This window comes from Emticicia sp. 17c (assembly GCF_037153985.1).
GTDB lineage: Bacteria > Bacteroidota > Bacteroidia > Cytophagales > Spirosomataceae > Emticicia.
This window is the reverse complement of sequence record NZ_JBBAYI010000007.1, coordinates 211,985-237,851: the sequence shown is the minus strand read 5'-3', so window position 1 is coordinate 237,851 and position 25,867 is coordinate 211,985. Positions and strand designations below refer to the sequence as shown.

Sequence of the window (25,867 nt, the reverse complement as noted above, 5' to 3'; positions counted from 1 at the left end):
CCATCTAACAATAGTATATTCAAGCAAAGTAGCTGCTTTAACTCACAATATTATCATGCTAAAAATACTTTTATCTATTAGTGCATAGGTAAACAGATATATAAAAAATAAATATTTAGATAATTATCTAAATATTTATAGATTTTCCTTGCATGAATCAATTTTCTTTCTTAACGTTGTATCGTAGTTCAAGAAGCTACAAAATGTTCAACTTAAACTTTACAAAAATGGAAACCAACGTTCCGTCAACAATGCCTGTGACGCTCGATGATATTGTATTCGAGCATCGAAACAAAGATTATGGTGCTTACAATCTTCGTAAGACCTATACTGCCACCATGAATCGTTCTATGTGGATTGGTATCGCAATTTTCTCAGGTCTTTTTATTACTTCTTACATTTTTGCCCACCAAGAAGAGGCAGATGAAAAAGCAACTTTAGTTGACCTTACTGTTACAACTATTAAAGAGCCGGAAATACCACCGGTTCAGCCGCTGCCTGAGCCGGAGCCACCCAAGCCTATTGAACCGATACAATCAGTGAAGTATGTACCACCGAAAGTAGTAGAAACCACCGAAAAAGAAGAAGCACCGCCAACATTACAAGAAATAGAAGTTGCTGCCATAAGCACTGTAACAAAGGCGGGGCTACCACCAGAGGGTATCACGGATGTTCCACCAGCTGAAGCTCCGCCTGTTGAGAAAAAAATTGCGGAAGTAGAAGAAAGTAATGAAGCGTTTTTACATGTAGAAGTACAACCCACTTTTGTAGGAGGCACAAGTGAACTGTACAAATTTCTTTCAAAAACGCTGAAATACCCACCAGTGGCTCAAAGAGCTAACATTGAGGGGCGTGTGTATATGAGTTTTATTGTTGAAAAAGACGGTAGTATTACCGATATACAAGTAGTAAAAAGTGTTGGTTTTGGTCTGGACGAAGAAGCTACAAGAACCGTAAAGCTAATGCCTAAGTGGAACCCTGGAAAACAAAACGGCAGAAACGTGAGAGTGAAGTTTACTATACCCGTAACATTTAAATTAGAGTAATAATATGAACAGAAAATTAATGCCCCGTAGCCCCCCTTAGTAAATGTAAGTTACGATTTCGTCAAAATTTTTTTTATTTGAGGTAATTTGGACAGTCCGAGTGATTTTCATTCGGACTGTTTGTTTTAAGTCTCTGTTATATTTCTGAGTAAATTATTTAAACCCCTTTAATGTGCCGGAAATTGCTTAATTTTGTGTATGATTTGTTGGTAGCGTAAGCAACGCTTTTTTCATTTATCCGTTCAAAATGTCGATAGATATAGCTAAAATTCCTTCGCCGTGTTATGTTTTAGAAGAAAAACTATTACGCCGAAATCTTGAATTATTAAACCGTGTTCAGACCGAATCGGGCGCAAATATTATTCTAGCCTTGAAAGGCTTTGCCATGTATACTACGTTTCCGATGGTGGCGCAGTACTTATCAGGAGCAACTGCCAGCTCGCTAAACGAAGCCCGCCTGATTGTAGAAGAAATGGGGTGCTTGGCACATACCTACGCCCCAGCCTATAAGCCGGAGGAGTTTTCGGAAATTATGCGATACAGCAGCCATATAACTTTCAACTCGCTGAATCAATGGCAACAATTTAAACCTCAGGTGGAAAAATCGCGCAGAAAAATTTCTTGTGGCCTCAGAATTAACCCACAATATGCCGAGGTATCAACCGAGATGTATAACCCTTGTATTCCGGGTTCGCGTTTGGGTATTACCAGAGATTTATTAGGAGAGAAATTACCCGAAGGAATAGAAGGCTTACATTCGCATACGCTGTGTGAAAACGATTCTTATACACTTGAACGCACACTGGTGCATATAGAAGAAAAATTCGGCGATTTATTACACCAGATTAAATGGCTTAATTTGGGGGGTGGGCATTTAATGACGCGAGAGGGCTACGACCATGCTCACCTGATTAAACAAATTAAACGCTTGAAAGAAACCTATCAGATTGAAGTGATTCTTGAGCCAGGGTCAGCCATTGGCTGGCAAACGGGGTATCTGGTTTCAACGGTTCTGGATATAGTTGATGCACAAGGCATTGATGTAGCCATTTTAGATGTATCGTTTGCAGCACACATGCCTGATACCCTCGAAATGCCCTATAAACCGCGTATCTGGGGTGCTACTGATGCTGTGGCAGGAAAACCAACCTACCGCATGGGCGGCATGACCTGTCTGGCTGGCGATTTCATGGGCGATTATTCGTTTGACAAGCCTTTGAGTATTGGAGATAAAATCGTTTTTGATGACATGATTCACTATACTATGGTAAAAACAACTACTTTTAACGGGGTAGGTTTACCATCAATAGGTATCTGGAAAGAAAACGATGAGTTTGAACTCCTGAAAAAGTTTGGTTACAGAACTTATAAAGATAGAATATAAGGAATGAGATAAGATAGGCAAAATTGCCTATCTTATCTCATAAACAACCTGATGAGCTTCGTATAAATCTGGCACTTCTAGCTTTTTTATCATACGGTCCATAACATTTTCGGGTACTACATAAGCACGGTTTTTATTCTGCCTGAGTAGTTGTTGATAAGGTACTTCCAGATAGATAATTTTTACACTTGCACCATAGGTTACAAATAAATCAATAAGTTGCTCCCGATTCTGACGGGTAATATTTGTAGCATTCCAGACAAACCCTTGCTTTTTTCTTAAAAAACTACGTGCTTGTTCTTTCGCTATTTGTATTACTTTACCATTGTTTTCTTTATCAGCTGGGCTTATATTCATATTTCTACGGATATTATCCAGACTAATAACTGGCCAGTCTGTTAAAAATCTGTGAATGTAAGTATCTTTTCCGGTTCCCGGTAAAGCCGATAACAGAATCACTTCAAATGCTTTTGTTTCTTTCAGGTAAGGTTCATAATCAAGACTACGACCCTCTTTCATAAAATATTCAAATTTTGCTAGGTCAGACGGAAAAGTACGAATGTTACCCCAACAATTTTTATCTCTGCAGAACTCCTCAAATAATTCAATGCGATAGAGTAATTCATTTTTATCTTTACATTCTCTTCCTAGCACATCAGCTTTGGTTAATAAAGTAAGCCATTGCAGATTAACTGTCATATTTGCTTTTATTAAGGATTTTTCAGGATTTTCTTTTTCAAAAATCCATAAAGGTAGCCCATGATATCTTACCAGTTTTGCTATGGTTTCCCGTATGGCAAAGGGGGTTACTATATGCTTATATAGTATTTGCCTTACTGCTTTTTCACCTGCTTTGGCATGTCCTTTAGAGGTAACACTGCCATCAGGCTCCAACATGGTTGTTGAGCGTTTTTCGATATCATGCATTAAAGCCGCAGCCCACATGATTCCCTGCGCTTGTTTTGGTAAAGCCTGAAATTCGGGCAATTTATCTAACTCATTTAGTACCATTCTGGTATGCACCGCAACGTCACCCTCAGCATGGAAGCGGGCATCTTGTGGTATACCTTCCATATCATGTACCCATGAAAATTTTTCTCGTAAAAACTTCCAATCTTTATTTTCGCTTAATTGCCACATAATCCACCTCCTTTTCGTATAAAAGTTGCGCACGTTTCCAATTTTTTGTCCAATGCTCATCCGTTTTGATATGTCCTTTTCTTACATATTTTAAAACATTAGAAGCAAAAGCCTCAACCGGATATTCGTTGGTATTCCGGCTTACAACACCTTCAATTGTGCAGGTTTTCTGTGTAAGTATATCAACCGATTCATAAATACTTGGCTGGCTGGCCTTCTGTTGTATATCTGCCTCAAAAATATGCTGAGATACGGGCATACTAACTTCTGCTAACACATTTACCACAGCTAAATCAAATAATTGGGCAATAAACTTTGTTTCTTCCCATGAAAGCCAGTAATCCTGCTGCCTAACTGCAAATACAAAGAAATAAGCTGGTAGTTTCTTATATTCAATTGAATGAATGGCATAGAGATTTTCTCCGAAGATTTCGTAATTACCCAAATCATTTTTGAGCAAATCCCATTGTTGTCGAATCCTAAGTGACCACGGAGATACCGTAGGCGTTGCGTGAGAGCGGGCAAATACGCCATAGCGGTTCAGGCAATTGTTTTCACCGTCGAACTTCTCAGTATGAACAATGCGCTTTATTTGTTGGAAATTATTCCAGTAATTAAAATTGATTTTATCGTCGGAAGTTGCACCAGGAGAAAAAGGATAATGGTACGTTCTTCCGTATTTTCTTGAAATACCCATTTTGTAATCATATTTAAGTCATAAACAATACAATACCGCCCTGCTGGTTTTCAGCAGGCTATATTCAATTATTCTGACTAAGTATTACATGGTTCTTCAAGAATTAGAAGGTTTATAATTAATTTTCCTGCAAATCTAGCTATTTTTTTGAATTATTACCAAAAACTCATTTAGAGTGCAACCAAAAAAGCCTTTCCCCTAAGAGAGAAAGGCTTTTTTGGTTGTATATGGTGCCACGGATTACCAATCCGTGATACGCTACTATTCTTCAGCAACTACTTTGATAGCCACTTTATGTTTCACTTCTTTATGAAGGTCAACGGTAGCGGTGTAATCACCGATATTTTTGATGTCTTCCAAAGCGATTTTCTTACGGTCGATTTCGAAGCCTTTTTCTTTCAAGGCATCAGAAACCTGAGTGTTTGTTACACGACCGAAGATACGACCACTTTCGCCAGTTTTCATGGCAATAGTGATAACCATATCACCGATAGCTTCAGCAATAGCTAATGCTTCGTTTTTGATTTTTTCAGCTTTATGGGCAGCTTGTTTAAGGTTTTCTGCTAAAACCTTACGATTCGACGCAGTGGCTAGTTGAGCAAAGCCTTGCGGAATAAGATAGTTACGCGCATAACCTGGTTTTACAACAACCACGTCATTTTTGTAGCCTAATCCTACTATATCAGTTTTTAATATTATTTCCATCTTTCTTAATTGTGAATGAGGTATTACAATTGAGTGATTGAGCGGCCGCTGCTGCGGTGACTGGATGATTGAGCGATTTACATAAAAACCTACAAATCATGACTCCACTCATTCACTGAATCACTAAATTATTTAAGTCCGTCAGCTACGAATGGCATTAAAGCTAAGTGTCTTGCACGTTTGATAGCAACCGAAACTTTGCGTTGGAATTTAAGGCTATTGCCCGTCAGACGGCGAGGAAGGATTTTACCTTGCTCATTCACAAATTTCAATAAGAAATTCGGGTCTTTGTAATCTACATATTTAATACCGGCTTTTTTGAAGCGGCAATATTTTTTACGAGCCGTATCTTTTCTATCTACTGGGTCGTTTACAAGTGACATTGTGTTATTTTTCATTGTTATTCTTCGGTTGTGGCTTCTACTTTCTCAGCTTTAGAGCCAGCAGGAGCAGATTCTACATTTTTCTTACCAATTAAGCCTTTGCTACGGCGTTCGCTATAATCAATGGCATATTTGTCTAATTTTGTAGTCAAATAACGCATTACACGTTCGTCACGTTTGTAATCGGTTTCCAAAGTTGCTACAATAGCAGGAGTAGCTTTGAACTGGAATAACTGATAATAGCCCGTATTTTTGTGCTGAATGGTATACGCCAATTTACGAAGACCCCAATGTTCTTCATGAACTAACTCAGCACCATTATCAGTTAATGTTTTTTTGAATTTTTCGACAGCTTCCTTTATCTGGGCATCAGATAAAACGGGAGTTAAGATGAAAACTGTCTCATACTGGTTTTGAAACATACTAAAACAGTGTTTAATTAATAAAAATTTATTTCTTAAAAATGAGGGTGCAAAGGTAAGAAAAATTACAGAACAATGAAAAATCTGTTAGGTTTTTTTTGGCGAAAACCCTGATTTCCAGTAAATAAACCCAAGAAAGTAGTTTCAGAACAGCCTTTTGGGGATGTCTGGCAATTGGCGAAAGCCCTGATTTTCAAAATCAATCTCAAAACAGAAGGTTTTAAGGCCATTTGTAACAGCCAGATAGGGGCAGCGTAAGGTATGATTATAGCGTGAAGCCTGCTCAATAACAGCCTGATTAATAGCCACTTCGGGGGCCTTACACTCGATGAGTAAAGATGGCAGGCCCGACTGGTCGAAAATAACGATATCAGAGCGTTTTTGTAGTTGATTATATTTTAGCCCTCCTTCCAGACGAATCAGGCTTCTGGAGTATTGATAATGATTCATCAACAAATGTACAAAGTGCTGCCTGACCCATTCTTCGGGCGTCAGAACCAAATATTTTCTACGTATAACATCAAAAATACAGATTTTCCCCTCAATTTCCTTAATTTTGTGTTCGAAAGGTGGTAAGTTTAGTGTTATCATCTTTAATTAACAAACTATTAAATTATTACAACCGCCTATTGGTTGCTAATAATTACGCTTATTTTTAAAACAAAACTACTATTTATTTATGGAAAAAAAAGAAGAGATTGTAGCCAACTGGCTACCGAGGTATACAGGCACTCCGCTATCTGAATTTAAGCCCTATATTCTGTTAACGAACTTTCATAACTATGTTGATATGTTTGCCGAAATGTTCAATGTTGAAGTAAAAGGCAAAGACAAACCCATGCAAACGGCATCGGCTGGCCATATTACTATTATCAATTTCGGTATGGGAAGTGCCATGGCTGCAACTGTAATGGACTTGTTATCGGCAATTCAGCCTAAGGCAGTTTTATTTCTTGGTAAATGCGGAGGCTTGAAAAAAACAACACAATTAGGCGACCTCATTTTGCCCATTGCGGCTATTCGTGGAGAAGGAACCAGCAATGATTACGCTCGCCCTGAAATTCCGGCCTTGCCTTCGTTCCGCTTACAGCGGGCTGTCAGTTCTATGATTAAAAAACATGAGTTAGACTACATGACTGGCACCGTTTACACAACTAACCGCCGAGTATGGGAGCACGACACCGTTTTTAAAGAGTACCTGCGCGAAATCAGAGCAATGGCTATTGATATGGAAACAGCCACTATCTTTATTGTAGGCTTTGTTAATTCAATCCCACACGGAGCATTGCTATTAGTATCAGACAACCCAATGACACCAGACGGCGTAAAAACCGAAGAAAGCGACAAGAAGGTAACTACTAACTATGTGAAAAATCATTTACAGATTGGTATCGATTCTCTGGAAGAGTTAGCCAACTCAGGCGAGTCTGTAAAACATTTAAGGTTTGAGTAAAACCAACTGAAATAGAAATCCCATTATCGAACAAAGTGTCCCATTATCGGACACTTTTTTGTTTTTACAAACCACACAAACACCTCACTATCAGTAATTTATCAATTGGCACACAGATTGAAAGACCTATTATGTATTTGTTTTAAAAACGAACGATTTTGAAACAAGTATAATAACCAACAACACTCATACAAAATTGTTTAAAGCTATGGATAAAGAAATTTCTATCAAAGAAGTTCGAAAGCAGAAAAGTAAAAACTGGTTAATTGGTCTGGCTATACTAGTTGGTGTTTTTCTGGTTGTGTGGTGGGTCCGAATGGCTCTACATTCTTCTGTCAACAAATCAGAAATCAGAATGGCGGTGGCCGAGGTCGGAACTATCGAAAATACTTTAACTGCTTCGGGTGAAGTACAACCCGAATTTGAGCAAGTTATCACTAGCCCGATTACGGCTGTTATTCAACAAACTTTTCTGGATGCAGGAAGTAACGTAAAAGCCGGCGAGAAAATACTTGAGCTAGACAAAGAAGCTACTCAACTCACTTTCGACAAAGAGAAAGATGAAGTAGACCTTAAGAAAAACAAAGTTGTAAAACTTCGCCTTGATTTGGACAAAAGTTTCTATGATTTAAAAATCGACGACTCAATCAAGGCCATGAAGATAGCAAGCCTGAAAGCAGATGTAGAAAATGCCAAACGTCTGCAAAAAGCCGGAGGCGGCACTCGTGAAGCCATTGAAACAGCCGAAATGAATTTACGCATTGCCGAACTGGAAAAAAAGCAACTGGAAAACGACATCAAAATTAAACAACAAACCATGCAGGCTGATATTCGGGAGTCAGAATTATCGGCTAAGATTCAAGAAAAACAATTGATGGAGTACCAGACAAAACTACAAAAGGCCAATATTGTTGCTACACGCCCGGGTGTGCTAACGTATGTTAATAAAAATTTGGGCTCGAAGGTATCAGAAGGTGAAATTCTTGCGCGTCTGGCCGATTTGGGAAGTTTCAAGATTATAGGGGCTATCTCTGACAATTATGCCGATCAGGTGAAAATCGGAATGCCTGTTATTATCCGCATCAACGACACCCAACTACGTGGGAGCCTTACAAATATTCAGCCTTCGGTGCAGAACAACATTCTGAGTTTTGATGTATCGCTCGATACCAAAAACAGTAATTTGCTACGCCCTAAGCTCAAAGTTGAGGTATTTCTGGTTACAGCTGCCCAACAAAATGTAATACGGGTGGCTAACGGGCCAGCATTCAAGGGAGCATCAGTACAGGATTTATTCGTCTTAAGAAAAGATGGCAAGGCCGAAAAACGTACGGTTAAAATTGGGCTGTCTAATTTTGATTATGTCGAAATTAAAGAAGGTATCAAGGTTGGTGAAACCGTGATTATTTCAGACATGAGCGAATATAAAAACACCAAAGAACTAGACATCAAATAACCAGACACCACCCACCCGACAATACTCAAAATTATGAAATATCTAATACACATATTTACTTTTTGCTGGCTCGGATATGCTTACGAAACCCAAGCGCAGGAGCTTAACCGACTGACGTTGTCTGATGTGGTTGATATGGCAAAAAGCCAATCAATTGCTGCCCGGCAGGCATCAACCACTAAAGAAACCAAATATTGGGAGTGGCGCACGTTTCAGTCGAACTATAAGCCTCAGCTTACCTTAAACGGAAACCTGCCAGCCTTTACCCGCTCTTTTACGGAAGTAATACAACCCGACGGAACTATCCAGTTTCAACCTGTCAGATACAATAACTCATCGTTGAATTTATCGTTGAGCCAATCGGTTATGCAGACAGGCGGGCAAATTTACGCCACCACACAATTACAAAGGTTTGATGACTTTGCCAGAAAAAACACACTTTATAACAGCACGCCGTTTGCCATTGGTTACTCGCAACCTATTTTCAGGTTTAATGGTTTGAAGTGGGATAAAAAAATTGAACCTTTAAAATATGACGAAAGCCGACAGGTTTATATTGAATCGTTGGAGAAAATAGCTTCAAAATCGACCGAGTATTTTTTTAATCTATTATTGGCACAGGTAAATCTGCAAATTGCAGAAACAAATCTTAGCAATACGCAAACCATTGTTAAAATTGCCAACGAAAAATATGAAATTGGTAAAACTACCCGTAACGAAATTCTACAACTGCAATTAGAGTCGCTGAAGGCACAGAAAGCTATTGCCACAGCCAAACGTGACCTCGAGATTTCGACGCTTAACTTAAAGGCTTATATAGGTTTACAGAGCGATAACAAAATAGAACTGGTGATTCCGGCCCTTTTACCCTCAATTACTATTTCGAATCAGACGGCTTTGAGCGAAGCCTTCGATAACCGTTCTGACGCCATTTCGTTCCGCCGTTTAATTCTGGAGGCTGAACGGGCAGTAGCCAAAGCTATTGGCGATAATGGCCTGAACATGACTCTTACGGCTACTTTAGGGTTTTCGAACCGTGGTATAACAATTCCTGAACTATACAATAAACCTCAAAGTCAGGAGTCGGTACAACTACAACTTGATATTCCGATTCTGGACTGGGGTCGTTCAAAATCAAGAACCAAGACCGCCGAAGCACAAAAGAAACTTACAGAGTATACAGTAGAACAAGCCAAACAGACTTTTCGTCAGGAAATTTACACGAAGGTAACGCTCTTCGAAATGCTTCGGAATCAGCTAGCTTTAACTGCACAGGCAGATAGCATTGCCTCTGAGAAATACCAGATAGCACAAGACCGCTACGTATTAGGCAACCTGAGTATAACCGATTTAAGTATTGCTTTTCAGGAAAAAGACCAAGCCAAGCGCGATTACATTAATGCCTTGCAGGATTACTGGAAAACCTACTACGAATTGCGCTACCTGACTTTATATGATTTTGAAAAACAAAGAAAAATACAACCTTGATTACCAGCCGTAATCTTATAAACTCACAAAAATTTAAACCATATTTATTATGATTAAGCTCAAAAACATCGAAAAAGTTTATCGTACCAGCACTATCGAAACGCTTGCCCTGAATGCCATTAACCTCGAGGTTGGTAAAGGCGAATTTCTATCTATTATGGGGCCGTCGGGCTGTGGCAAAAGTACGCTTCTTAACATTATGGGTTTGTTAGACGAACCCTCAAAAGGAGAAATCATTATTAATAATGAAACCATTCAGGATTTTTCCGACAAAAGGCTGGCACATTTCCGTAATCAGAAACTAGGCTTTATCTTCCAGAGTTATCACCTCATCAACGATTTACCTGTACTAGATAACGTCGAGCTTCCTCTACTGTATCGGTCGGCTTCTGCCAGTGAGCGTACACAACTAGCTACCGAAGCCCTGCAAAAAGTAGGTCTGAGCAACCGCATGAAACATTATCCCAGCCAGTTATCGGGCGGGCAAAAACAAAGAGTAGCCATTGCGCGGGCTATTGTAGGCCGCCCTGAAATTATTCTGGCCGATGAGCCTACCGGTAACCTCGACAGTGCTATGGGTAACGAAATCATGGATATTCTGATTGGCCTTAATAAAAACGACGGCACCACTATTGTAATGGTAACGCACGACGAAAACATGGCTAAAAAGACCAACCGTCTGGTTAGGTTATTCGATGGTACTCAGGTATTATAATTAAAACTATTCAGTCATTAAAACCAGCAGAAGCAATCTATTTGCCAGCTGCCCATACAGATATGCTAAAGAATTATTTAAAAATAACATTTGCCGTACTGAAACGCCGTAAGTTCTTTACGTTTATCAGTCTTTTCGGTATCAGTTTCACCCTCTTAATTCTGGTAGTTATTACGGCTTTTATTGACCACCTGATTTCAGCGGGGTATCCCGAAATTAATCGTGACAGGTCGTTATACATCGAAAAAATGATGCAACAGGATACTACTCAGCAGGGAATGCAAAGTTCTCCTGTGAGTTTGTATTTTATTCATAATTATGTTTTAAAAATGAAAACGCCTGAAATGATAGGCTACGCCACTTATCCGAATACGATAAACGCCTATAACAATCAGAATAAACTAAAACTGATGTATAAATATACCGACGAGAATTTCTGGAACATTACCAACTTCGATTTCTTGGAAGGTAAGCCTTACACCAAACAAAATATTCAGAACAACGATTTTGTAATTGTTATTAACGACGACACCCGCGATAAATATTTCGGGAAAGGCGTATCGGTAGTAGGTAAAACAATGGAAATTGATAACGTTAATTACCAAATCATAGGAGTTGTACGAGGTTGCCCTGTTACCCGCATTTGTGTAGCTTCAGACGTATATCTGCCTTATAATACGGCTAAAGTAGACCAAACCAAACAAAGCCTGAATGGCAGCTATTTGGTTTTTCTGTTGGCTAAAGATAAAAAAGATTTCCCTGTAATAAAGGCAGAGTATCAGGAAATCATGAAAAAAGTACCGCTTATCAGTAATGATAAATGGTTTAAGCCTAACAAGGCATCATCTACGGCCGACACTTACGTAGGGTCGTTTTTAAGCCAGTTTACTCACTCTGACGGCGATACAAAAAAACAATACCTATACATGGCTTTAATAGGCTTCGCCTTACTATTTATGTCATTACCAGCTATTAATCTGGTGAATATAAATATTAGCCGTATCATGGAGCGGGCCTCCGAAATTGGTATCCGTAAGGCATTCGGAGCATCTTCAAAAGTACTCACCTATCAGTTCATTACCGAAAACATTATTCTTACCCTGATTGGGGGCTTTATTGCGCTTATTTTGTCGGTAGGTGTTATTTATTTTATTAATAACAGTGGCATGATTAACTACGCCGATTTAACTATTAACTGGAAGGTTTTCTTGGTAGCCATTTTGGTGAGCTTAATATTCGGGTTGTTATCGGGCGTTTATCCTGCCTGGCGGATGTCTCGTTTACAGGTAGTTAAAGCGTTAAAAGGCGGCGAATAAACGCTATTCAATCAATCACATTCAAATCATTACAATTATGTTAAAACATCTTTTTAAACTGATATGGAAGAAGAAAAAGAGCAATTTTCTGATGATGCTCGAAATCTTCGTGTCCTTTATGATATTATTTGCCGTCTGGAGCCTAAGTTTTTACAATTACCGTAATTATTCAAAGCCATCGGGAATAGACCACGAAAATGTATGGGCCGTTTTTATTGACTTCAATACCCAATCTGATAGCCTCAGAAATATCTATCGGGATTTAGTAAGGCAAAAACTCAAAACTTTTCCAGAAATAGAATCCTTTTCGTTTACCTCAAGTAATATGCCTTACAGTTTCAGTTCGTCGAACAACATGTATTCTTACAAAAAGAATCAGTCCATGACAGAAACCATGAGTGCAGACCCCTCCTACCCTGCTGTGCTGAAAATGACGTTGGCAGAAGGGCGTTGGTTTACCAAAGGTGATGAAGTGAACAAAATCAAGCCTGTGGTAATTACCAAGTATCTGAAAGACAAATTGTTTGGTAATGAAAATGCACTTGGAAAAATTATCGGCGAAAATGACGGCAGACGACAAGTTGTGGGTATCCTGAGTAACTTCAAGTTTGAAAACGACTTTCAGCCTGAGGCTGCGTGTATGATACAACCACTAGAATCATGGCCGTCTGATATGCTAATACGTATAAAACCCGGAACTACCGTAGATAGTGAAATGAAAATATCAAAGGCATTGGTACAACTTGGCAAAGATTGGTCGGTTGAAATACAACACCTTGAAAACATGAAAGCCAACAAAAACCGTATCATCTGGATACCTATTCTGGTTCTACTTATTGTGTGCAGTTTTCTTATTTTCAATGTAGCGTTGGGGTTATTTGGTGTATTATTCCAGACTATCAGCCGCCGCAAACAGGAAATAGGCGTGCGTAGAGCCATCGGAGCTACTAAAAGTAGTATTTTATGGCATTTTGTAGGCGAAACCGCCGTTATTACCACATTCGGGGTTATATTGGGTTTGTTTTTTGCCTTTCAGTTTCCGTTACTTAATGTTTTTGACATTGATGCCTCAACTTATGTAGCGGGTATTCTGCTGGCTGTTGTTTCTATTTATTTGCTTGTTATTGGCTGTGCTTTATTGCCAAGCAAACAAGCATCGGAGATTTATCCGGCAGTTGCTTTACATGAAGAATAAGCATCAATAGTTTATTGGCTTATATTTGTAAAAATAATAGCTTACAATTCAACTATTTACATGGAGGTGCCTAAAAAGCCCTCCATGTAAAAACAACAATACATGATTCTAATCATTGACGATGACATAGCCGTGCGCACCTCTCTTTCTCTGCTCATGAAAAAGGAAGGGTTTAATTTCTTTGCGGTTAGTTCGCAAAGCGAAGCATTAGCTTTTTTGCAGGAAGAAACCCCTGACCTGATTATTCTGGACATGAATTTCTCGAATGATACTTCAGGCAATGATGGTTTGAATCTGTTAGAAAAAATAAAGAAAATCAACAATAGTGTTCCGGTTATTCTTATTACAGGCTGGGCTACGATTGACCTAGCCGTTAAAGGAATGAAATTAGGTGCCAGCGATTTTATTAACAAACCGTGGCAGAATGCCCACCTGATGCAGTCAATCAGAACTATTCTGGACCTTTCGGAGAAAAAAACGCTTACCCTAACCCGCAAAAAACTTGATACTCAGTATAATTTCAGTCAGTTAATAGGTGAAGATGCCGAGTTTTTAAAAATACTGGAAACTATCGGTCGGGTGGCTCCTACTGATGCCTCGGTGTTAATTATGGGCGAAAGCGGTACAGGCAAGGAACTTATTGCAGAAGCTATTCACCAAAATAGCCAACGTAACCGTAGGCCCTTTATCAAGGTGAATCTGGGAGGTATCTCAACCAGCCTTTTTGAGTCCGAGATGTTTGGCCACGTTCGTGGTGCTTTTACCGATGCCCGATATGACCGAACAGGACGCTTTGAAATGGCCAATAAAGGAACCATTTTTCTGGATGAAATCGGCGATTTGGATTTAAGCAGTCAGGTAAAACTTTTACGTGTGTTGCAAGACCGCACCTATGAAGTACTAGGCAGCAGCCGAACCAAAACCCTTGATGTACGGGTGGTGTGTGCCACAAACAAAAATCTGGAAGAAGCTGTGCAGGAGGGTGCATTCAGAGAAGATTTGCTCTACCGTATCAACCTGATAACCATTCATTTACCCCCTCTTCGTAAAAGACCTAACGACATACCACTGCTTGTTAATTTTTTTGTACAGAACCTACGGGAAATCTATAACAGACCTGCATTAAAGGTAACTCAGGAAGCCATTAAGTGGCTCAAACAACTACCTTTGCCCGGCAACATCAGGCAATTGAAAAATCTGGTTGAGCGAACAATTCTGGTAAGTAACCACGATACGCTCGAAGTAGCCGATTTTCAGGCACAATGGCAACCGGGTAGCAAAAAGGCTAGTTCAACCAACCTGCCCGAAGTTGGCAGTATGACGCTCGAAGAAATGGAAGTACAGATGATTAAAAGAGCGTTGGAGTTTCATAAGGGAAAAGTAATGACGGTAGCCAAGGCGCTCGGCTTGACACGCAGTGCTTTGTATCGTAGATTAGAGAAATATAATATACCGCATGATGAAGGTACGGACTAAGTTTTTTTTATTTATTGGGGTGATTCACCTGCTGGTGATTGCTTTGTCGTTCTATATATTCAAAAGCAACAAGCTCTTTTTTATTATATCAGAAGTCTTCATTCTGCTTTCTCTGTTTATTTCTTGGCAACTGTATCGTGACCTGATTGCGCCCCTGCGCCTGCTCATGACGGGCATTGATGCCATGCGGGACAAAGACTTTAACGTAAAGTTTTTAAAGGTTGGAAAATACGAAATGGACCTCTTGATAGATGTATACAATGGTATGGTTGATGAGCTTCGTCATGAACGCACCCAACAAGAACAACAACATTATTTTCTTGAAAAACTGGTTCAGACCTCCCCTACCGGCATTCTGATTCTTGATTTTGATGATAACATTGCTAATATCAACCCTAAAGTGTGTGAAATTTTAGGCAAAGAAAGCAAGGAACTCATTGGAATACCTGCCAGAAGCATTGACAACCCTCTCATGCAGGCCATTGGTTCGCTAAAAACAGGTGAAGCAAAAACCATTTCGCTAAATGGCGTACAAACCTATAAATGCCAGAAATCACATTTTATTGACAGGGGTTTTCCAAGATATTTTGTGATGATAGAAGAATTAACTGCCGAAATTTTAAGTGCCGAAAAGAAAGCTTATGGTAAGGTAATCAGAATGATGGCTCATGAAGTTAATAACTCTATTGGCTCGGTTAATTCTATTCTCGACACTACCAGTCAGCTACAAGAGCATGATTCTGATATAAAATATGCCCTTCAGATAGCCATTCAACGAAACGACCACCTGAATCATTTCATGAAGAACTTCGCCGACATGGTTCGTTTGCCTTTACCACACCCCGAAAGAATTGATTTGAACGAACTGGCAAGAAATACTGCCCGATTAATGGAGTTCAGAGCGTTAAGGTCGGGTATTGACATTGATATAGAACTCAGCGAACTACCCTTTATTATTTCAGCCGACTTACACCAGCTTGAGCAAGTAGTAATAAATGTACTTAAAAATGCCATTGAGTCTATTGAACAGCGTAATCTTAAAAACCCTGAAACACCAGTAAAAGGTCATATAAAAATCATTACCACGCAGCATCCTAAGCAGCTATTGATTGAAGATAACGGTATAGGCATTTCGCCAGCCGTTGCACAACAGATTTTCTCACCTTTTTTTACTACAAAAGAAAACGGGCAAGGAATTGGCCTTACCCTTATTCGGGAAATTATGGTGAATCATGGTTTCTCCTATTCGCTTAAAACCAATGAAGCGCAATTAACCACTTTCCAGATTCGTTTTTGAAGAACAGTTTATTTAAACAGCTACCTGTTTTAAGGTAATAGTCAATGCCATTTATGTGCCCCAGATTTGGCCTTTACCGGTTCATTGTATTAGAAAATTACTAATTTTGAGCCATTGATGTATTATATAAAACAATCTGATTCTGTCTACAACACTTAAATTCATGAGAAAAGTCTTTTTATTATGCTTGTTTGCAAGCATGGCTTTCGCCCAAGCTCCTAAACCCTACGGCGCAGTACCTAGTGCCGACCAACTGAAATGGCATAAAATGGAATATTATGCTTTTATTCATTTTGGCCCAAATGCCTTTACCGATAAAGAATGGGGCGACGGCACCGAAAAAGAAGAAGTTTTTAATCCTACACAATTAGATTGCCGCCAATGGGCCCGAATTTGTAAGGCCGCAGGCATGAAAGGTATTATTATTACAGCCAAACACCATGATGGTTTTGCGTTGTATCCAAGCAAATATTCTACACATACTGTGCGGGAATCAAAATGGAAAGATGGCAAAGGTGATATTCTGAAAGAGCTTTCGGCTGCGTGTAAGGAATATGGCCTGAAAATGGGTATTTATATTTCTCCGTGGGATAGAAACCACCCTACCTATGGCACACCCGAATATAACGAGGTATATGTAAAAATGCTGAAAGAAATTACCACACAATACGGCGATTTATTTGAAGTTTGGTTTGATGGTGCAAACGGCGAAGGCCCTAACGGTAAAAAACAGGTATATGATTTTCCGCTTTTTAACAAGACTGTAAAAACGTATCAGCCTCATGCGCTGATATTCAGCGATGCAGGCCCTGATATCCGTTGGGTAGGTAATGAAAACGGCTTTGCTGGCGAAACCTGCTGGAGTACTATTAACGGAGCGCAGTTGTTTCCGGCTTATGATAAACCTAAACACCTGAATGTAGGAGATGAAAACGGCACAAACTGGATTCCGGCCGAATGTGATGTTTCGATACGCCCGGGTTGGTTCTATCATAAAAATGAAGACGATAAAGTAAAAACTCCGGCTGCTTTGATGGATATCTGGAATAAGTCGGTAGGAAGAGGCGCAAACCTGTTATTGAATATTCCGGTTGATAACCGTGGGCTGGTTCATGAAAACGACGAAAAATCTCTGATGGAGTTCAAGAAACTACGCGACGAGTATTTCAGCAAAAATCTATTACAGAAAGGTACATTTTCAAAAACAGCTACCGATAACAGTTTCGACATTACCCTCAATAAGGCACAGCCTTTTAACTGCCTTGTAGTAGAAGAAGACATCCGCTACGGACAACGTGTGAGTAAGTTTGCTGTACAGGTAAAAGAAAACAACGAGTGGAAAACTGTGGCTACGGCTACTACCATTGGTAATAAACGCATTGTGTATTTTCCGAAAGTAAACAGCAACGGCGTAAGAATAGCTATTCAGGGAACTTTAGCTAAACCATTAATTGCCAATGTGTCGCTTTACAACACACCGGAAAATTAAGCTAAAGAAATATTAAAAATCTTACTACAAAAATGCCCCTCATGAAATGATAGAGGGGCATTTTTATAATATTTGAACAAAACCAATTATTGTATAAGCCTGTTACTTCCACTCACAATCTTCGTCCAGCCACTCATAGCCCGACTCAATTGGTTGCCCGTCGGGTGGTACTAAAGCATTTGTCGAAATAGTTGCTTCTGGGTTATCTTCAAATTGTCTGATTTTTAACAAAGCCAAACGTGCAAACCCTGCGCCATCAACTGAGTTATTTCGCAACCAATCCTGTATGTTATCAATAGCACCATAGGCGTTAGCTCTGGCTTCCATTGATGCCTCTTTGTTATTGGCAAGTTTCATTAGTTGGTCTAAAAACTGCATAGCTACCATACGGTCAATTTGTGCGTAATAACTATTATTTTTAAACATTTCAGGCTTTTTCCAGAGTTTTTGCACCATAATGCTAGTAACTTCGGCCAGTGTAGGCAAATCGTTTTTAAGCACTTTCTGGCTTACCAGTCGGGCTGTGCGCTCAGGATTAAAGATAAGGCGCAGTGTTAATCCGGCCGAGGCTTCAGCCGGAGCCAGTGGGTCAAAACTTAATCCTGTATGGCGTTTAAATGTCTCTCTCGAATTAGCCCCATAACGGAACGCACGCGGCGGAATCATTTTCAGAATATGGTCAGGCACTGCCAGAAACTCAGGTGTGAGCGTTGTCATGAGTGCGTTAAAAGCCTCGCGCTGTTTTGCCGCCGAAACTGGCTCATATACCAATTGGCCATCGCCTCTCAGGGCAAAGTTATAATCAGCTCCCCCTAAAACTTTGGCCGTGGCCTCTGTCTGATACCGATGAAACATATACATGGGTACCAGCACCTCTTCCAGATTAGCCATTGGCGTACTTTTGGTAATTTTATTCTCGGTAAAATCTCTCAGCGCAATTTTCCGCATTTCAATTACTCTTCTTAATTCGGCCACGGGGTCGCCGCCGTTATCCCATAAGTGTGTTAATGGGCTTACAGACCCTTCGGGGCGGGCATCTTGGTCGGTCAGAAAACGCAGATTTTTACGTATTGCATTCTGTACTATTTTATCAAGTTCAGTTTTCTCATTCAAGGTAACAGGAAAATCCTGATACCCCCAGATAATCGAGGCTTTATCATATTCCCCTATTCCCATGGCATAGGCTCTCGAAAGGTCAAACTTTCCGTTGGCATAACTTACGAGCGGGTGCGGGTAATCCATTACAGACGCTCTACCGTTAGTACTGGCAATATAATTATGAGGTAAACCCAGCGTATGCCCTACCTCATGGGCTGCTAGTTGTTTCAGGCGGTCAAGAGACATCTGGGTAATTTCTTTTACTTTCGATGAATCGGTCTCGTAATTTCCTAACAATCCTTGTGCAATCAGGAAATCCTGACGTACACGTAACGAACCCAATGTAACTTTACCTTTTAAAATCTCGCCTGTGCGGGGGTCAATAATACTCGCCCCATACGACCACCCTCTGGTGCTACGATGCACCCATTGAATGAGGTTATACCGCACATCCATAGGGTCTGCGTCGGGTGGTAACAGTTTTACCTGAAAAGCATCTTTATATCCGGCAGCTTCATAAGCCTGATTCCACCAAGCAGCCCCTTCCATCAGTGCCGAGCGGATAGGCTCAGGCGCACCCGGGTCCATGTAATAGATAATTGGTTTTACAGGTTCGCTTAAAATAGAGGTCGGGTCTTTCTTTTTAAGGCGATGGCGCGAAATGTAACGTTTAACAATAGGCTCACTGATAGGCGTTGCATAGTCGAAGAACTCAATACCACCGTAGCCAATGCGTGGGTCGAATTCTCTGGGAAGAAAATCACGGTTTTTCCTATCGGCTTCCAAATCAGGCAATTCTACAAACGAATGATGCTGGTTCATGGTTATAATAGAAGGCGTTGGTACTACTTCACGCAGGTATTGGCCTGCGTTGTCGCCTACGAGTGTAATTATCATTTCAAACTCCGAATTTTTCGGAAAGTTTCTGGTATTGGGCAGGTATAACGCACAACGAGAAACATCTATCCGAAAATTTCCCTGACGCGTACGGGCAATATCCTGAATAGCTCCGACGGCATCCTGCAACAGAAAAGGGGTTAAATCAACTAAAACTTTTCCGTTACTTTCGGCCCTGATTTCAAAACCGTAATGAACCGACCTCGCAAACGACTCCTCAACGGCTTTTCTTTCGAGTGGGTCGTTTGAAATAGCCCTGTAAGCGTAGTTAGGTTCAACCATTAATATTTTATTGCCACTTCGCTGAAATTTAATGACGTGTTCTTGCCCTAAACGACCGCGGTCAAGCCCTATGTCGTTCGAGCCAATGCCTTGTGCTAATGACGGATAATACAAAAGCTCGGTATTAAACTTATCAATTTCAAGCCATATTTTACCATCCTTGGCACTCCAGTAGTAATTCAGATAACCTTCTTTTTTTTCCATTCCGGCTGTAAATGCCTCAATGGTTTTTGCTTCCTGTGCCATTGAATAATAACTCACGGCCAACAGGGTAAGTAATTTGATGAAGTATTTTTTCATGCAGGGTATTATAATTTGTGTTGGTGATAACAGATTCGGGTTAAAGAGTAAGCAATAGCCGGTTGGCAAACCTTCTTATTTGTATTTTTTTTCTCCGGCTTTTATCTCGACACTAATCAGGTTTTCTCGGGGCGGAATCGGGCAAACAAAATTCTCGTTATAGGCACAATAGAAATTATGGGCGTTATTGAAGTCTATTTCTATCTTATTACCCACCAGATTATCTTTCGGAACGTTAATGTAACGCCCCCCGCCGTAGGTTTCTTTATTATTGGTTAGGTCACGGAAAGGTAAAAGATAAATCTTCTCTTCATCAAACAAACTTACGGTAAAGGTTTTTCCGTCTAATGTAAAGGTAGCTTCACCAGCCTTTTTAATTTCGCTCTGTGTGCTATCAGTCATCAGAATAAGCGATTGCCCGTTGTCTGAAACAGCTTTAAAAGTAGCCTCTATTTTAAATTTTTCGTCAGGCTCAAAATATTTAAAGCCAGTAAAATTGCTCAGTGAAGCAACCGGAGAATCTTTTTCGTTTTTCAGGTTCTCTTCATACTGGTTTCTTTGCTTGCTAATAGTAACAATGTAATCTTCTGAACCTCTGAGTGAATAGAATAAAATGCCTATAACGGCTGTAATGATAATAAAGAGTAGGATTCTGTTTTTAAGCATATCTGTTGGGGTATAAAACTAAATCTCCGCTAATATACTTAAATAAGAAATTTTATTCGTAATTCTTGGTCGAAATATCGAAATTTGCAGACAAAATCATATTAACTTATTATATGTTTACCGGAATTGTAGAATCGATGGGGCATCTGGTGGATGTTCAGCCTGATGGCACTAATTTAACTTTCACTTTTGAGTCAGACATAGCCAGCGAATTAAAAATAGACCAGAGTTTATCGCACAACGGTGTTTGCTTAACCGTAGTCGATTTACTGAACGCAGCTTTTCAGCCTGTGCTAAGTGCCAACGGCGATACCCCTACTATGTATAAGGTAACAGCGATTGATGAAACCCTAAAAAAAACGAATCTTGGGCAATTAAGTATCGGCGACAAAGTTAACCTTGAACGCTGTATGCCTGCCAATGGCCGATTTGACGGGCATATTGTGCAGGGGCACGTTGACCAGACTGGCATTTGTAGTAGTATTGAAGACCAGAACGGAAGCTGGTTGATTTCGTTTGAATATGATGCCTCAACACAGAATATAACTGTTGAAAAAGGCTCAATTTGTGTTAATGGTGTTAGCCTTACGGTAGTCAATTCAAAAGATAACGGCTTTAGCGTGGCTATTATACCCTACACTTGGGAACACACCAATTTCCATCAGCTAAAGGCAGGAAGCGTGGTTAACCTTGAATTTGATATTCTGGGGAAATATATGCAACGTATATTGCAGAAAAGCCGCTAGGTACGATGGAAGCAAGTGACACAATCAGGAAATATGACAAACGCGTTTTTTTAGTACGCGAGGGGGTATTTTCTTCCGATACCTTTTTCGCTCTGCAAGGTTAATAAGGCAATGCAACCTGTTTTGATGAATATAGAAACCCATTGATTTGTCGATGGGTTGAGGTGTCACACGTGTATATAATTCTGATTGTATACTAGCTAAACCTCTGCTATACCAAACTTGCGCTCTGGCGACTGCATCTCCTGCCTGTAAAAGTTTACGGGGGTCATACCTGTAAATTCTTTATAGTCTCTTACCAGATGTTGGTAATCATAATAGCCGCAGTCAAGGGCAATACTTAACCAGTCTTTATCAGGGAAAGCATTTTTCATTCTGAAAGCCCTATCGAACTTAATAATACGGGAAAAATATTTCGGATTAATACCGATGCGCTCGTTAAAATTACGCTCCAGTTGTTTGCTGCTTAAACATGCCTCTCTTGCCAGCCAGTCGAGCGAATATTGATTAACATTTTCGAGCATCACCATACCAACTTTATCAACCGGACGAATCTCGTAAGTAGATTTTTTGATTAACCTGAGCAAGAATGCCTCAACAACGGGTATCATCTTCGGGAAATCTTCAATATTAGCCAGATGCTCGTTTACCATCTTTATTTCATTACCCAAGACCGTTGCTGCATCAAAATATTGGTTATTCAACTCAATAGTCGGAATACCCGTCATCCGATACAACCCACCGGGCTGAAATACCACCTGTATCAACAAAAACTCTTTTCCTATATGCCTGTAACTTACTATATTTTGTTGCCCGATTAATGCCGATTTTACTGAGGGCATTACACGGCCATCGCTATAATGTACTTTCTCGGGGTCTCTCGGATAAAAGCTCAGGGTTATCTCTGGCCGAGGCGGGTATGCTTTTGCCGGAGGTAATGTATTTTCAGTAAATGAAAGATACATACACCTGTACAGACGAACATAATGGCGTAAAGCTAAATCAGGCTGCAAATCATAAAAGAATGGCATGGCTCCCACAATTTTAATTTGATTGCTAATTTAAACTTTTTTACAAAGAAATTGGCGGGCCAAGCACTTTCATTCCATGTGCCTGATGTATTTCCTGAATTAGTGCCTCGCTCGGTGGGCCTTGCAATTCGTTCATCCTTTTAAAAAACTCTTCCATCTTGCCTGATGGCTGCAAAAAATAAATCAGTTTTCCTTTGTCAGATAATTGCAGCCATGTATGTGGTACTTCTCTGGGTAAAAAAATAGTGTCTCCTGCTTTCAATGTCATGCGTTCGGTATCGAGTTGAAATAAAAACTCACCCTCTACAACATAGAAAATCTCGTCCTGATCGAAATGCACGTGTAACTGCGGGCCTATTTTCTGATACCCTACATACTCGAATATGGCCAATTGGCCGTCGGTATCTTTGGCCGAAATTTTCACATCATTCGGATTGACACCTCTATACTTGATGGGTTGATTGAACCGGTCTTTGCCTGACTCTACTTTAAAACCTTTTTTAGTGCGGGTTTTAGCATCTGTTTTAGCCGAGGTAGCTACAAGCGGAAATGCTACCAGCGTAGACTGAATGAAGTTTCTTCGTTGCATAGTTTTGTATATTTTTTAGGTTCAATACTTTTCTAAGACAAAGTTTGGTGTTTTAGCCAGTATTTTAGTGGTAAAAAATAGACATTCTATTGTTTTAGCAGACTTAAAGTTATAGACGTTTTTCAGAAGGCAGGCAAGTCTATGATAGTTTATATATGTAGGTTTTGCCAATAAATAAATCAGAAAGCCCCTTAAAAAACAAAAGCCTCAGAGAATATCTCCGAGGCTTCCTGAGTATATAATAACCAGATAATTATCTGTTTTCAAGCTCTACAAAAGGGCGCAAAGTTGCACCAGTATAGATTTGGCGAGGGCGACCAATTGGCTCTTTGTTGGCTCTCATTTCTTTCCATTGAGCAATCCAGCCAGGAAGACGACCCAGCGCAAACATCACGGTAAACATGTTGGTTGGAATACCCAATGCACGATAGATAATACCCGAATAGAAGTCAACGTTCGGATACAGTTTTCTTGAAATGAAGTAATCATCATGTAAAGCAGCTTCTTCCAATCCTTTTGCAATTTCAAGTACTGGGTCATTAACACCTAGTTTACCTAAAATATCGTCTGCCGCTTTTTTGATAATTTTGGCACGAGGGTCGAAGTTTTTGTAAACTCTGTGTCCGAAGCCCATCAGGCGGAAACCTGAATTTTTATCTTTTGCTTTGTTAACAAACTTCGTTACATCGCCTCCGTCAGCTTTAATATCTTCCAACATTTCGATTACCTCTTGGTTTGCACCACCATGTAGTGGCCCCCAAAGGGCTGAAATACCAGCCGAGATAGAAGAATATATATTAGCTTTTGATGAACCTACCAGACGAACTGTTGAAGTTGAACAGTTTTGCTCGTGGTCGGCGTGTAGAATCAATAATTTATTTAATGCTGCCGAAACTACCGGATCAACGGTGTATTCTTCAACTGGCAGCGAAAACATCATGTGTAGAAAATTAGAGCAATAATCTAATGAGTTTTTAGGATAGTTTATTGGGTGTCCGTTCGATTTCTTGTAGCACCATGTAGCTAAAGTAGGGAACTTGGCCAACAAACGAATAATATGCGTATCGGTACGGTCAGGTGCTTTATCATCATACGAATCAGGATAAAATCCACTCATGGCACTTACCAAAGCCGACATCACGCCCATCGGATGGGCATTTACTGGAAATCCTTCGAAAATACGACGCATATCTTCGTTTACCAGCGTGTGTCTGCGAATATCGTTATCAAACTTATCGTACTGCTCTTTGTTTGGCAATTCGCCATAGATAAGCAAATAAGCCACACCCAGAAAATTAGCTTTCTCAGCCAAGTCTTCTATGGCATAGCCACGGTAGCGCAATATGCCTTCTTCGCCATCTAAAAAAGTAATGGCACTTTTGGTAGCTCCTGTATTTTTATAGCCGCTATCGATTGTTATGTAACCTGTTTCATCCCGGAGTTTTGCAATGTCAATTGCCTTTTCTCCTTCCGAACCTTCTATGGTAGGGTATTGGTAAGATTTACCGTCAAGTATTATTTCTGCTGTACCAGCCATAAAAACATTAAGATTATTTTGTGGTTATCAATTTTATTGATGAATTATTTCGCAAATTCAGTTGCAATAATAACAAAAAAAGCGTAAAAATATCCAATTACAGAAAAATATTTGTTAAAGCAACTAAAATTTAATATTACCTTGCCCTTTTTGGGAGGCAACATAATAATTCCTTTACTTGATAACCCCTATGGCTTTAAAAAAGTTTGTGTTTTAACGAAAAGATACTCGTTTTTTCATTAAATATTTGTATTTTCACTCTCTAGAAAATTATTATTACGATGTTGACAGCTATTTTAATTGATGATGAGAAAGGTTGCCTCGATACACTTGAAATAGAATTACAAACCTATTGCCCTGATGTAAAAGTGCTTGCAAAATTTCAATCGGCAGAAAAAGCTCTGGAAATTTTGCAGAATATAAGACCAGACATGATTTTTCTGGATATAAGTATGCCTCAGATGAATGGCTTTGATTTTCTGCTAAAAATTCCGAAAATCAGTTTTGAAGTCATTTTCTGTACTGCCTACGATGCCTACGCCCTTACAGCATTCGATTTTTGTGCAATTGATTACCTGTTAAAGCCAATTTCAAAAGAAAAACTTGTAAGAGCCGTCGACAAAGTACGGCAAAAACAAAGTAAACAGGTTGATTTACAAAATCTTGAATTGCTACTGGCTAATATGCGTGGGGGAATCCACCATAAACCTAATGTAGCGGTGCCAACTCCTGAGGGGCTTGAGTTTATTTCAATTAACGATATTATTTATGCCGAGGCCGATGGCAACTATTCAAGAATCATGATGGCTAATAAGGAAAAAATACTTATTTCGCGCACACTCAAAGACTTGGAAACATTGCTTTCCAATCATCCGTTTGTGCGTATTCATCAGTCTTATCTGGTTAATCTGGCACACATTAAAAAGTATATCAAAGGCGAAGGTGGCTATGTGGTCATGAACAACGGCATTAGCTTACAGGTATCGAGGGCAAACCGCATGAAATTAATGGACTTAGTAAGATAATATGCTTAACCGACGATAATTATACGTTAAAATC

General features: G+C 39.8%; 24 protein-coding genes. 13 read left to right on the top strand and 11 right to left on the bottom strand.

The window, feature by feature from the left end; translation table 11 throughout:
* The first annotated feature begins 227 nt into the window (after positions 1–227).
* Both WAA15_RS15175 and nspC read left to right on the top strand, forming a co-directional pair.
* A complete protein-coding gene (locus tag WAA15_RS15175) occupies positions 228–1,046 on the top strand; it encodes an energy transducer TonB (protein ID WP_337043640.1) in 819 nt (272 codons plus the stop codon).
* Positions 1,047–1,293: 247 nt separating this feature from the next.
* On the top strand, positions 1,294–2,430 hold the full coding sequence (nspC, locus tag WAA15_RS15170; RefSeq protein ID WP_337043639.1) for a carboxynorspermidine decarboxylase: 1,137 nt from the start codon (positions 1,294–1,296) through the stop codon (positions 2,428–2,430).
* A gap of 27 nt (positions 2,431–2,457) precedes the next feature.
* On the opposite strand, the gene WAA15_RS15165 is transcribed toward nspC, so the two are convergent.
* The 6 genes from WAA15_RS15165 to WAA15_RS15140 form a co-directional block, all read right to left on the bottom strand.
* Entirely contained in the window at positions 2,458–3,570 is a 1,113-nt protein-coding gene (locus tag WAA15_RS15165; protein WP_337043638.1) for an AAA family ATPase, read from the bottom strand.
* Positions 3,548–4,267: an RNA ligase family protein gene (locus tag WAA15_RS15160; RefSeq protein WP_337043637.1), complete on the bottom strand. Its 720-nt coding sequence runs from the start codon at positions 4,265–4,267 to the stop codon at positions 3,548–3,550. The genes WAA15_RS15165 and WAA15_RS15160 overlap by 23 nt, the downstream gene beginning before the upstream one ends.
* A 261-nt stretch (positions 4,268–4,528) precedes the next feature.
* Entirely contained in the window at positions 4,529–4,972 is a 444-nt protein-coding gene (gene rplI / locus WAA15_RS15155) for a 50S ribosomal protein L9 (protein ID WP_337043636.1), read from the bottom strand.
* A gap of 128 nt (positions 4,973–5,100) precedes the next feature.
* Complete coding sequence (gene rpsR, locus WAA15_RS15150; RefSeq protein ID WP_337043709.1) at positions 5,101–5,355, bottom strand: 30S ribosomal protein S18; 255 nt, start codon at positions 5,353–5,355, stop codon at positions 5,101–5,103.
* Between the two features lie 17 nt (positions 5,356–5,372).
* On the bottom strand, positions 5,373–5,777 hold the full coding sequence (gene rpsF / locus WAA15_RS15145; RefSeq protein ID WP_337043635.1) for a 30S ribosomal protein S6: 405 nt from the start codon (positions 5,775–5,777) through the stop codon (positions 5,373–5,375).
* A 144-nt stretch (positions 5,778–5,921) separates the two neighbouring features.
* Positions 5,922–6,368 (bottom strand): type I restriction enzyme HsdR N-terminal domain-containing protein, encoded by a 447-nt coding sequence (locus WAA15_RS15140; protein ID WP_337043634.1) that lies wholly within the window; start codon positions 6,366–6,368, stop codon positions 5,922–5,924.
* Positions 6,369–6,456: 88 nt separating this feature from the next.
* Here WAA15_RS15140 and WAA15_RS15135 point away from each other — a divergent pair, with 88 nt between their 5' ends.
* The 9 genes from WAA15_RS15135 (at position 6,457) to WAA15_RS15095 (ending at position 17,662) form a co-directional block, all read left to right on the top strand.
* Positions 6,457–7,230, top strand: a complete 774-nt coding sequence (locus tag WAA15_RS15135) for an AMP nucleosidase (RefSeq protein WP_337043633.1) — start codon at positions 6,457–6,459, stop codon at positions 7,228–7,230.
* Positions 7,231–7,438: 208 nt separating this feature from the next.
* Positions 7,439–8,686, top strand: coding sequence for an efflux RND transporter periplasmic adaptor subunit (locus WAA15_RS15130; protein ID WP_337043632.1), 1,248 nt, complete (start codon positions 7,439–7,441; stop codon positions 8,684–8,686).
* Between the two features lie 33 nt (positions 8,687–8,719).
* A complete protein-coding gene (locus WAA15_RS15125; protein WP_337043631.1) occupies positions 8,720–10,174 on the top strand; it encodes a TolC family protein in 1,455 nt (484 codons plus the stop codon).
* A 49-nt stretch (positions 10,175–10,223) separates the two neighbouring features.
* Positions 10,224–10,889, top strand: coding sequence for an ABC transporter ATP-binding protein (locus WAA15_RS15120; RefSeq protein ID WP_337043630.1), 666 nt, complete (start codon positions 10,224–10,226; stop codon positions 10,887–10,889).
* 62 nt (positions 10,890–10,951) lie between these two features.
* Positions 10,952–12,205, top strand: coding sequence for an ABC transporter permease (locus tag WAA15_RS15115; RefSeq protein ID WP_337043629.1), 1,254 nt, complete (start codon positions 10,952–10,954; stop codon positions 12,203–12,205).
* A gap of 37 nt (positions 12,206–12,242) precedes the next feature.
* Positions 12,243–13,400, top strand: a complete 1,158-nt coding sequence (locus WAA15_RS15110) for an ABC transporter permease (RefSeq protein WP_337043628.1) — start codon at positions 12,243–12,245, stop codon at positions 13,398–13,400.
* Between the two features lie 102 nt (positions 13,401–13,502).
* The gene (locus tag WAA15_RS15105; RefSeq protein ID WP_337043627.1) at positions 13,503–14,876 is read left to right on the top strand and encodes a sigma-54-dependent transcriptional regulator; all 1,374 of its coding nucleotides are present in this window, start codon (positions 13,503–13,505) and stop codon (positions 14,874–14,876) included.
* Complete coding sequence (locus WAA15_RS15100; RefSeq protein WP_337043625.1) at positions 14,860–16,173, top strand: sensor histidine kinase; 1,314 nt, start codon at positions 14,860–14,862, stop codon at positions 16,171–16,173. The genes WAA15_RS15105 and WAA15_RS15100 overlap by 17 nt, the downstream gene beginning before the upstream one ends.
* A gap of 163 nt (positions 16,174–16,336) precedes the next feature.
* On the top strand, positions 16,337–17,662 hold the full coding sequence (locus WAA15_RS15095; RefSeq protein WP_337043624.1) for an alpha-L-fucosidase: 1,326 nt from the start codon (positions 16,337–16,339) through the stop codon (positions 17,660–17,662).
* A gap of 102 nt (positions 17,663–17,764) precedes the next feature.
* On the opposite strand, the gene WAA15_RS15090 is transcribed toward WAA15_RS15095, so the two are convergent.
* Together WAA15_RS15090 and WAA15_RS15085 are read right to left on the bottom strand one after the other, a co-directional pair.
* Positions 17,765–20,239 (bottom strand): zinc-dependent metalloprotease, encoded by a 2,475-nt coding sequence (locus WAA15_RS15090; RefSeq protein WP_337043623.1) that lies wholly within the window; start codon positions 20,237–20,239, stop codon positions 17,765–17,767.
* Between the two features lie 75 nt (positions 20,240–20,314).
* A complete protein-coding gene (locus WAA15_RS15085; protein WP_337043621.1) occupies positions 20,315–20,905 on the bottom strand; it encodes a DUF1684 domain-containing protein in 591 nt (196 codons plus the stop codon).
* Positions 20,906–21,018: 113 nt separating this feature from the next.
* Here WAA15_RS15085 and WAA15_RS15080 point away from each other — a divergent pair, with 113 nt between their 5' ends.
* On the top strand, positions 21,019–21,651 hold the full coding sequence (locus WAA15_RS15080) for a riboflavin synthase (protein ID WP_337043620.1): 633 nt from the start codon (positions 21,019–21,021) through the stop codon (positions 21,649–21,651).
* 200 nt (positions 21,652–21,851) lie between these two features.
* Here WAA15_RS15080 and WAA15_RS15075 read toward each other — a convergent pair whose 3' ends face one another.
* The 3 genes from WAA15_RS15075 to WAA15_RS15065 form a co-directional block, all read right to left on the bottom strand.
* The gene (locus WAA15_RS15075) at positions 21,852–22,682 is read right to left on the bottom strand and encodes a helix-turn-helix domain-containing protein (protein WP_337043619.1); all 831 of its coding nucleotides are present in this window, start codon (positions 22,680–22,682) and stop codon (positions 21,852–21,854) included.
* A 40-nt stretch (positions 22,683–22,722) separates the two neighbouring features.
* On the bottom strand, positions 22,723–23,271 hold the full coding sequence (locus WAA15_RS15070) for a cupin domain-containing protein (RefSeq protein WP_337043618.1): 549 nt from the start codon (positions 23,269–23,271) through the stop codon (positions 22,723–22,725).
* Between the two features lie 253 nt (positions 23,272–23,524).
* The gene (locus tag WAA15_RS15065; RefSeq protein WP_337043617.1) at positions 23,525–24,808 is read right to left on the bottom strand and encodes a citrate synthase; all 1,284 of its coding nucleotides are present in this window, start codon (positions 24,806–24,808) and stop codon (positions 23,525–23,527) included.
* A gap of 281 nt (positions 24,809–25,089) precedes the next feature.
* Between WAA15_RS15065 and WAA15_RS15060 the strand changes: the two genes are divergently transcribed.
* Positions 25,090–25,833 (top strand): LytR/AlgR family response regulator transcription factor, encoded by a 744-nt coding sequence (locus tag WAA15_RS15060; RefSeq protein ID WP_337043616.1) that lies wholly within the window; start codon positions 25,090–25,092, stop codon positions 25,831–25,833.
* The last annotated feature ends 34 nt before the right edge of the window (positions 25,834–25,867 follow it).

Bases quoted from the DNA above. Each gene is read 5' to 3' on its own strand.
- WAA15_RS15105 (WP_337043627.1), top strand. From the start codon at position 13,503: ATGATTCTAATCATTGACGATGACATAGCCGTGCGCACCTCTCTTTCT.
- WAA15_RS15085 (WP_337043621.1), bottom strand. From the start codon at position 20,905: ATGCTTAAAAACAGAATCCTACTCTTTATTATCATTACAGCCGTTATA.
- rplI (WP_337043636.1), bottom strand. From the start codon at position 4,972: ATGGAAATAATATTAAAAACTGATATAGTAGGATTAGGCTACAAAAAT.
- WAA15_RS15075 (WP_337043619.1), bottom strand. From the start codon at position 22,682: ATGCCATTCTTTTATGATTTGCAGCCTGATTTAGCTTTACGCCATTAT.
- WAA15_RS15165 (WP_337043638.1), bottom strand. From the start codon at position 3,570: ATGTGGCAATTAAGCGAAAATAAAGATTGGAAGTTTTTACGAGAAAAA.
- WAA15_RS15140 (WP_337043634.1), bottom strand. From the start codon at position 6,368: ATGATAACACTAAACTTACCACCTTTCGAACACAAAATTAAGGAAATT.
- rpsR (WP_337043709.1), bottom strand. From the start codon at position 5,355: ATGTCACTTGTAAACGACCCAGTAGATAGAAAAGATACGGCTCGTAAA.
- WAA15_RS15130 (WP_337043632.1), top strand. From the start codon at position 7,439: ATGGATAAAGAAATTTCTATCAAAGAAGTTCGAAAGCAGAAAAGTAAA.
- WAA15_RS15080 (WP_337043620.1), top strand. From the start codon at position 21,019: ATGTTTACCGGAATTGTAGAATCGATGGGGCATCTGGTGGATGTTCAG.
- WAA15_RS15175 (WP_337043640.1), top strand. From the start codon at position 228: ATGGAAACCAACGTTCCGTCAACAATGCCTGTGACGCTCGATGATATT.
- WAA15_RS15060 (WP_337043616.1), top strand. From the start codon at position 25,090: ATGTTGACAGCTATTTTAATTGATGATGAGAAAGGTTGCCTCGATACA.
- WAA15_RS15110 (WP_337043628.1), top strand. From the start codon at position 12,243: ATGTTAAAACATCTTTTTAAACTGATATGGAAGAAGAAAAAGAGCAAT.
- rpsF (WP_337043635.1), bottom strand. From the start codon at position 5,777: ATGTTTCAAAACCAGTATGAGACAGTTTTCATCTTAACTCCCGTTTTA.
- WAA15_RS15115 (WP_337043629.1), top strand. From the start codon at position 10,952: ATGCTAAAGAATTATTTAAAAATAACATTTGCCGTACTGAAACGCCGT.
- WAA15_RS15135 (WP_337043633.1), top strand. From the start codon at position 6,457: ATGGAAAAAAAAGAAGAGATTGTAGCCAACTGGCTACCGAGGTATACA.
- WAA15_RS15070 (WP_337043618.1), bottom strand. From the start codon at position 23,271: ATGCAACGAAGAAACTTCATTCAGTCTACGCTGGTAGCATTTCCGCTT.
- WAA15_RS15160 (WP_337043637.1), bottom strand. From the start codon at position 4,267: ATGGGTATTTCAAGAAAATACGGAAGAACGTACCATTATCCTTTTTCT.
- WAA15_RS15090 (WP_337043623.1), bottom strand. From the start codon at position 20,239: ATGAAAAAATACTTCATCAAATTACTTACCCTGTTGGCCGTGAGTTAT.
- WAA15_RS15065 (WP_337043617.1), bottom strand. From the start codon at position 24,808: ATGGCTGGTACAGCAGAAATAATACTTGACGGTAAATCTTACCAATAC.
- WAA15_RS15100 (WP_337043625.1), top strand. From the start codon at position 14,860: ATGAAGGTACGGACTAAGTTTTTTTTATTTATTGGGGTGATTCACCTG.
- nspC (WP_337043639.1), top strand. From the start codon at position 1,294: ATGTCGATAGATATAGCTAAAATTCCTTCGCCGTGTTATGTTTTAGAA.
- WAA15_RS15125 (WP_337043631.1), top strand. From the start codon at position 8,720: ATGAAATATCTAATACACATATTTACTTTTTGCTGGCTCGGATATGCT.
- WAA15_RS15095 (WP_337043624.1), top strand. From the start codon at position 16,337: ATGAGAAAAGTCTTTTTATTATGCTTGTTTGCAAGCATGGCTTTCGCC.
- WAA15_RS15120 (WP_337043630.1), top strand. From the start codon at position 10,224: ATGATTAAGCTCAAAAACATCGAAAAAGTTTATCGTACCAGCACTATC.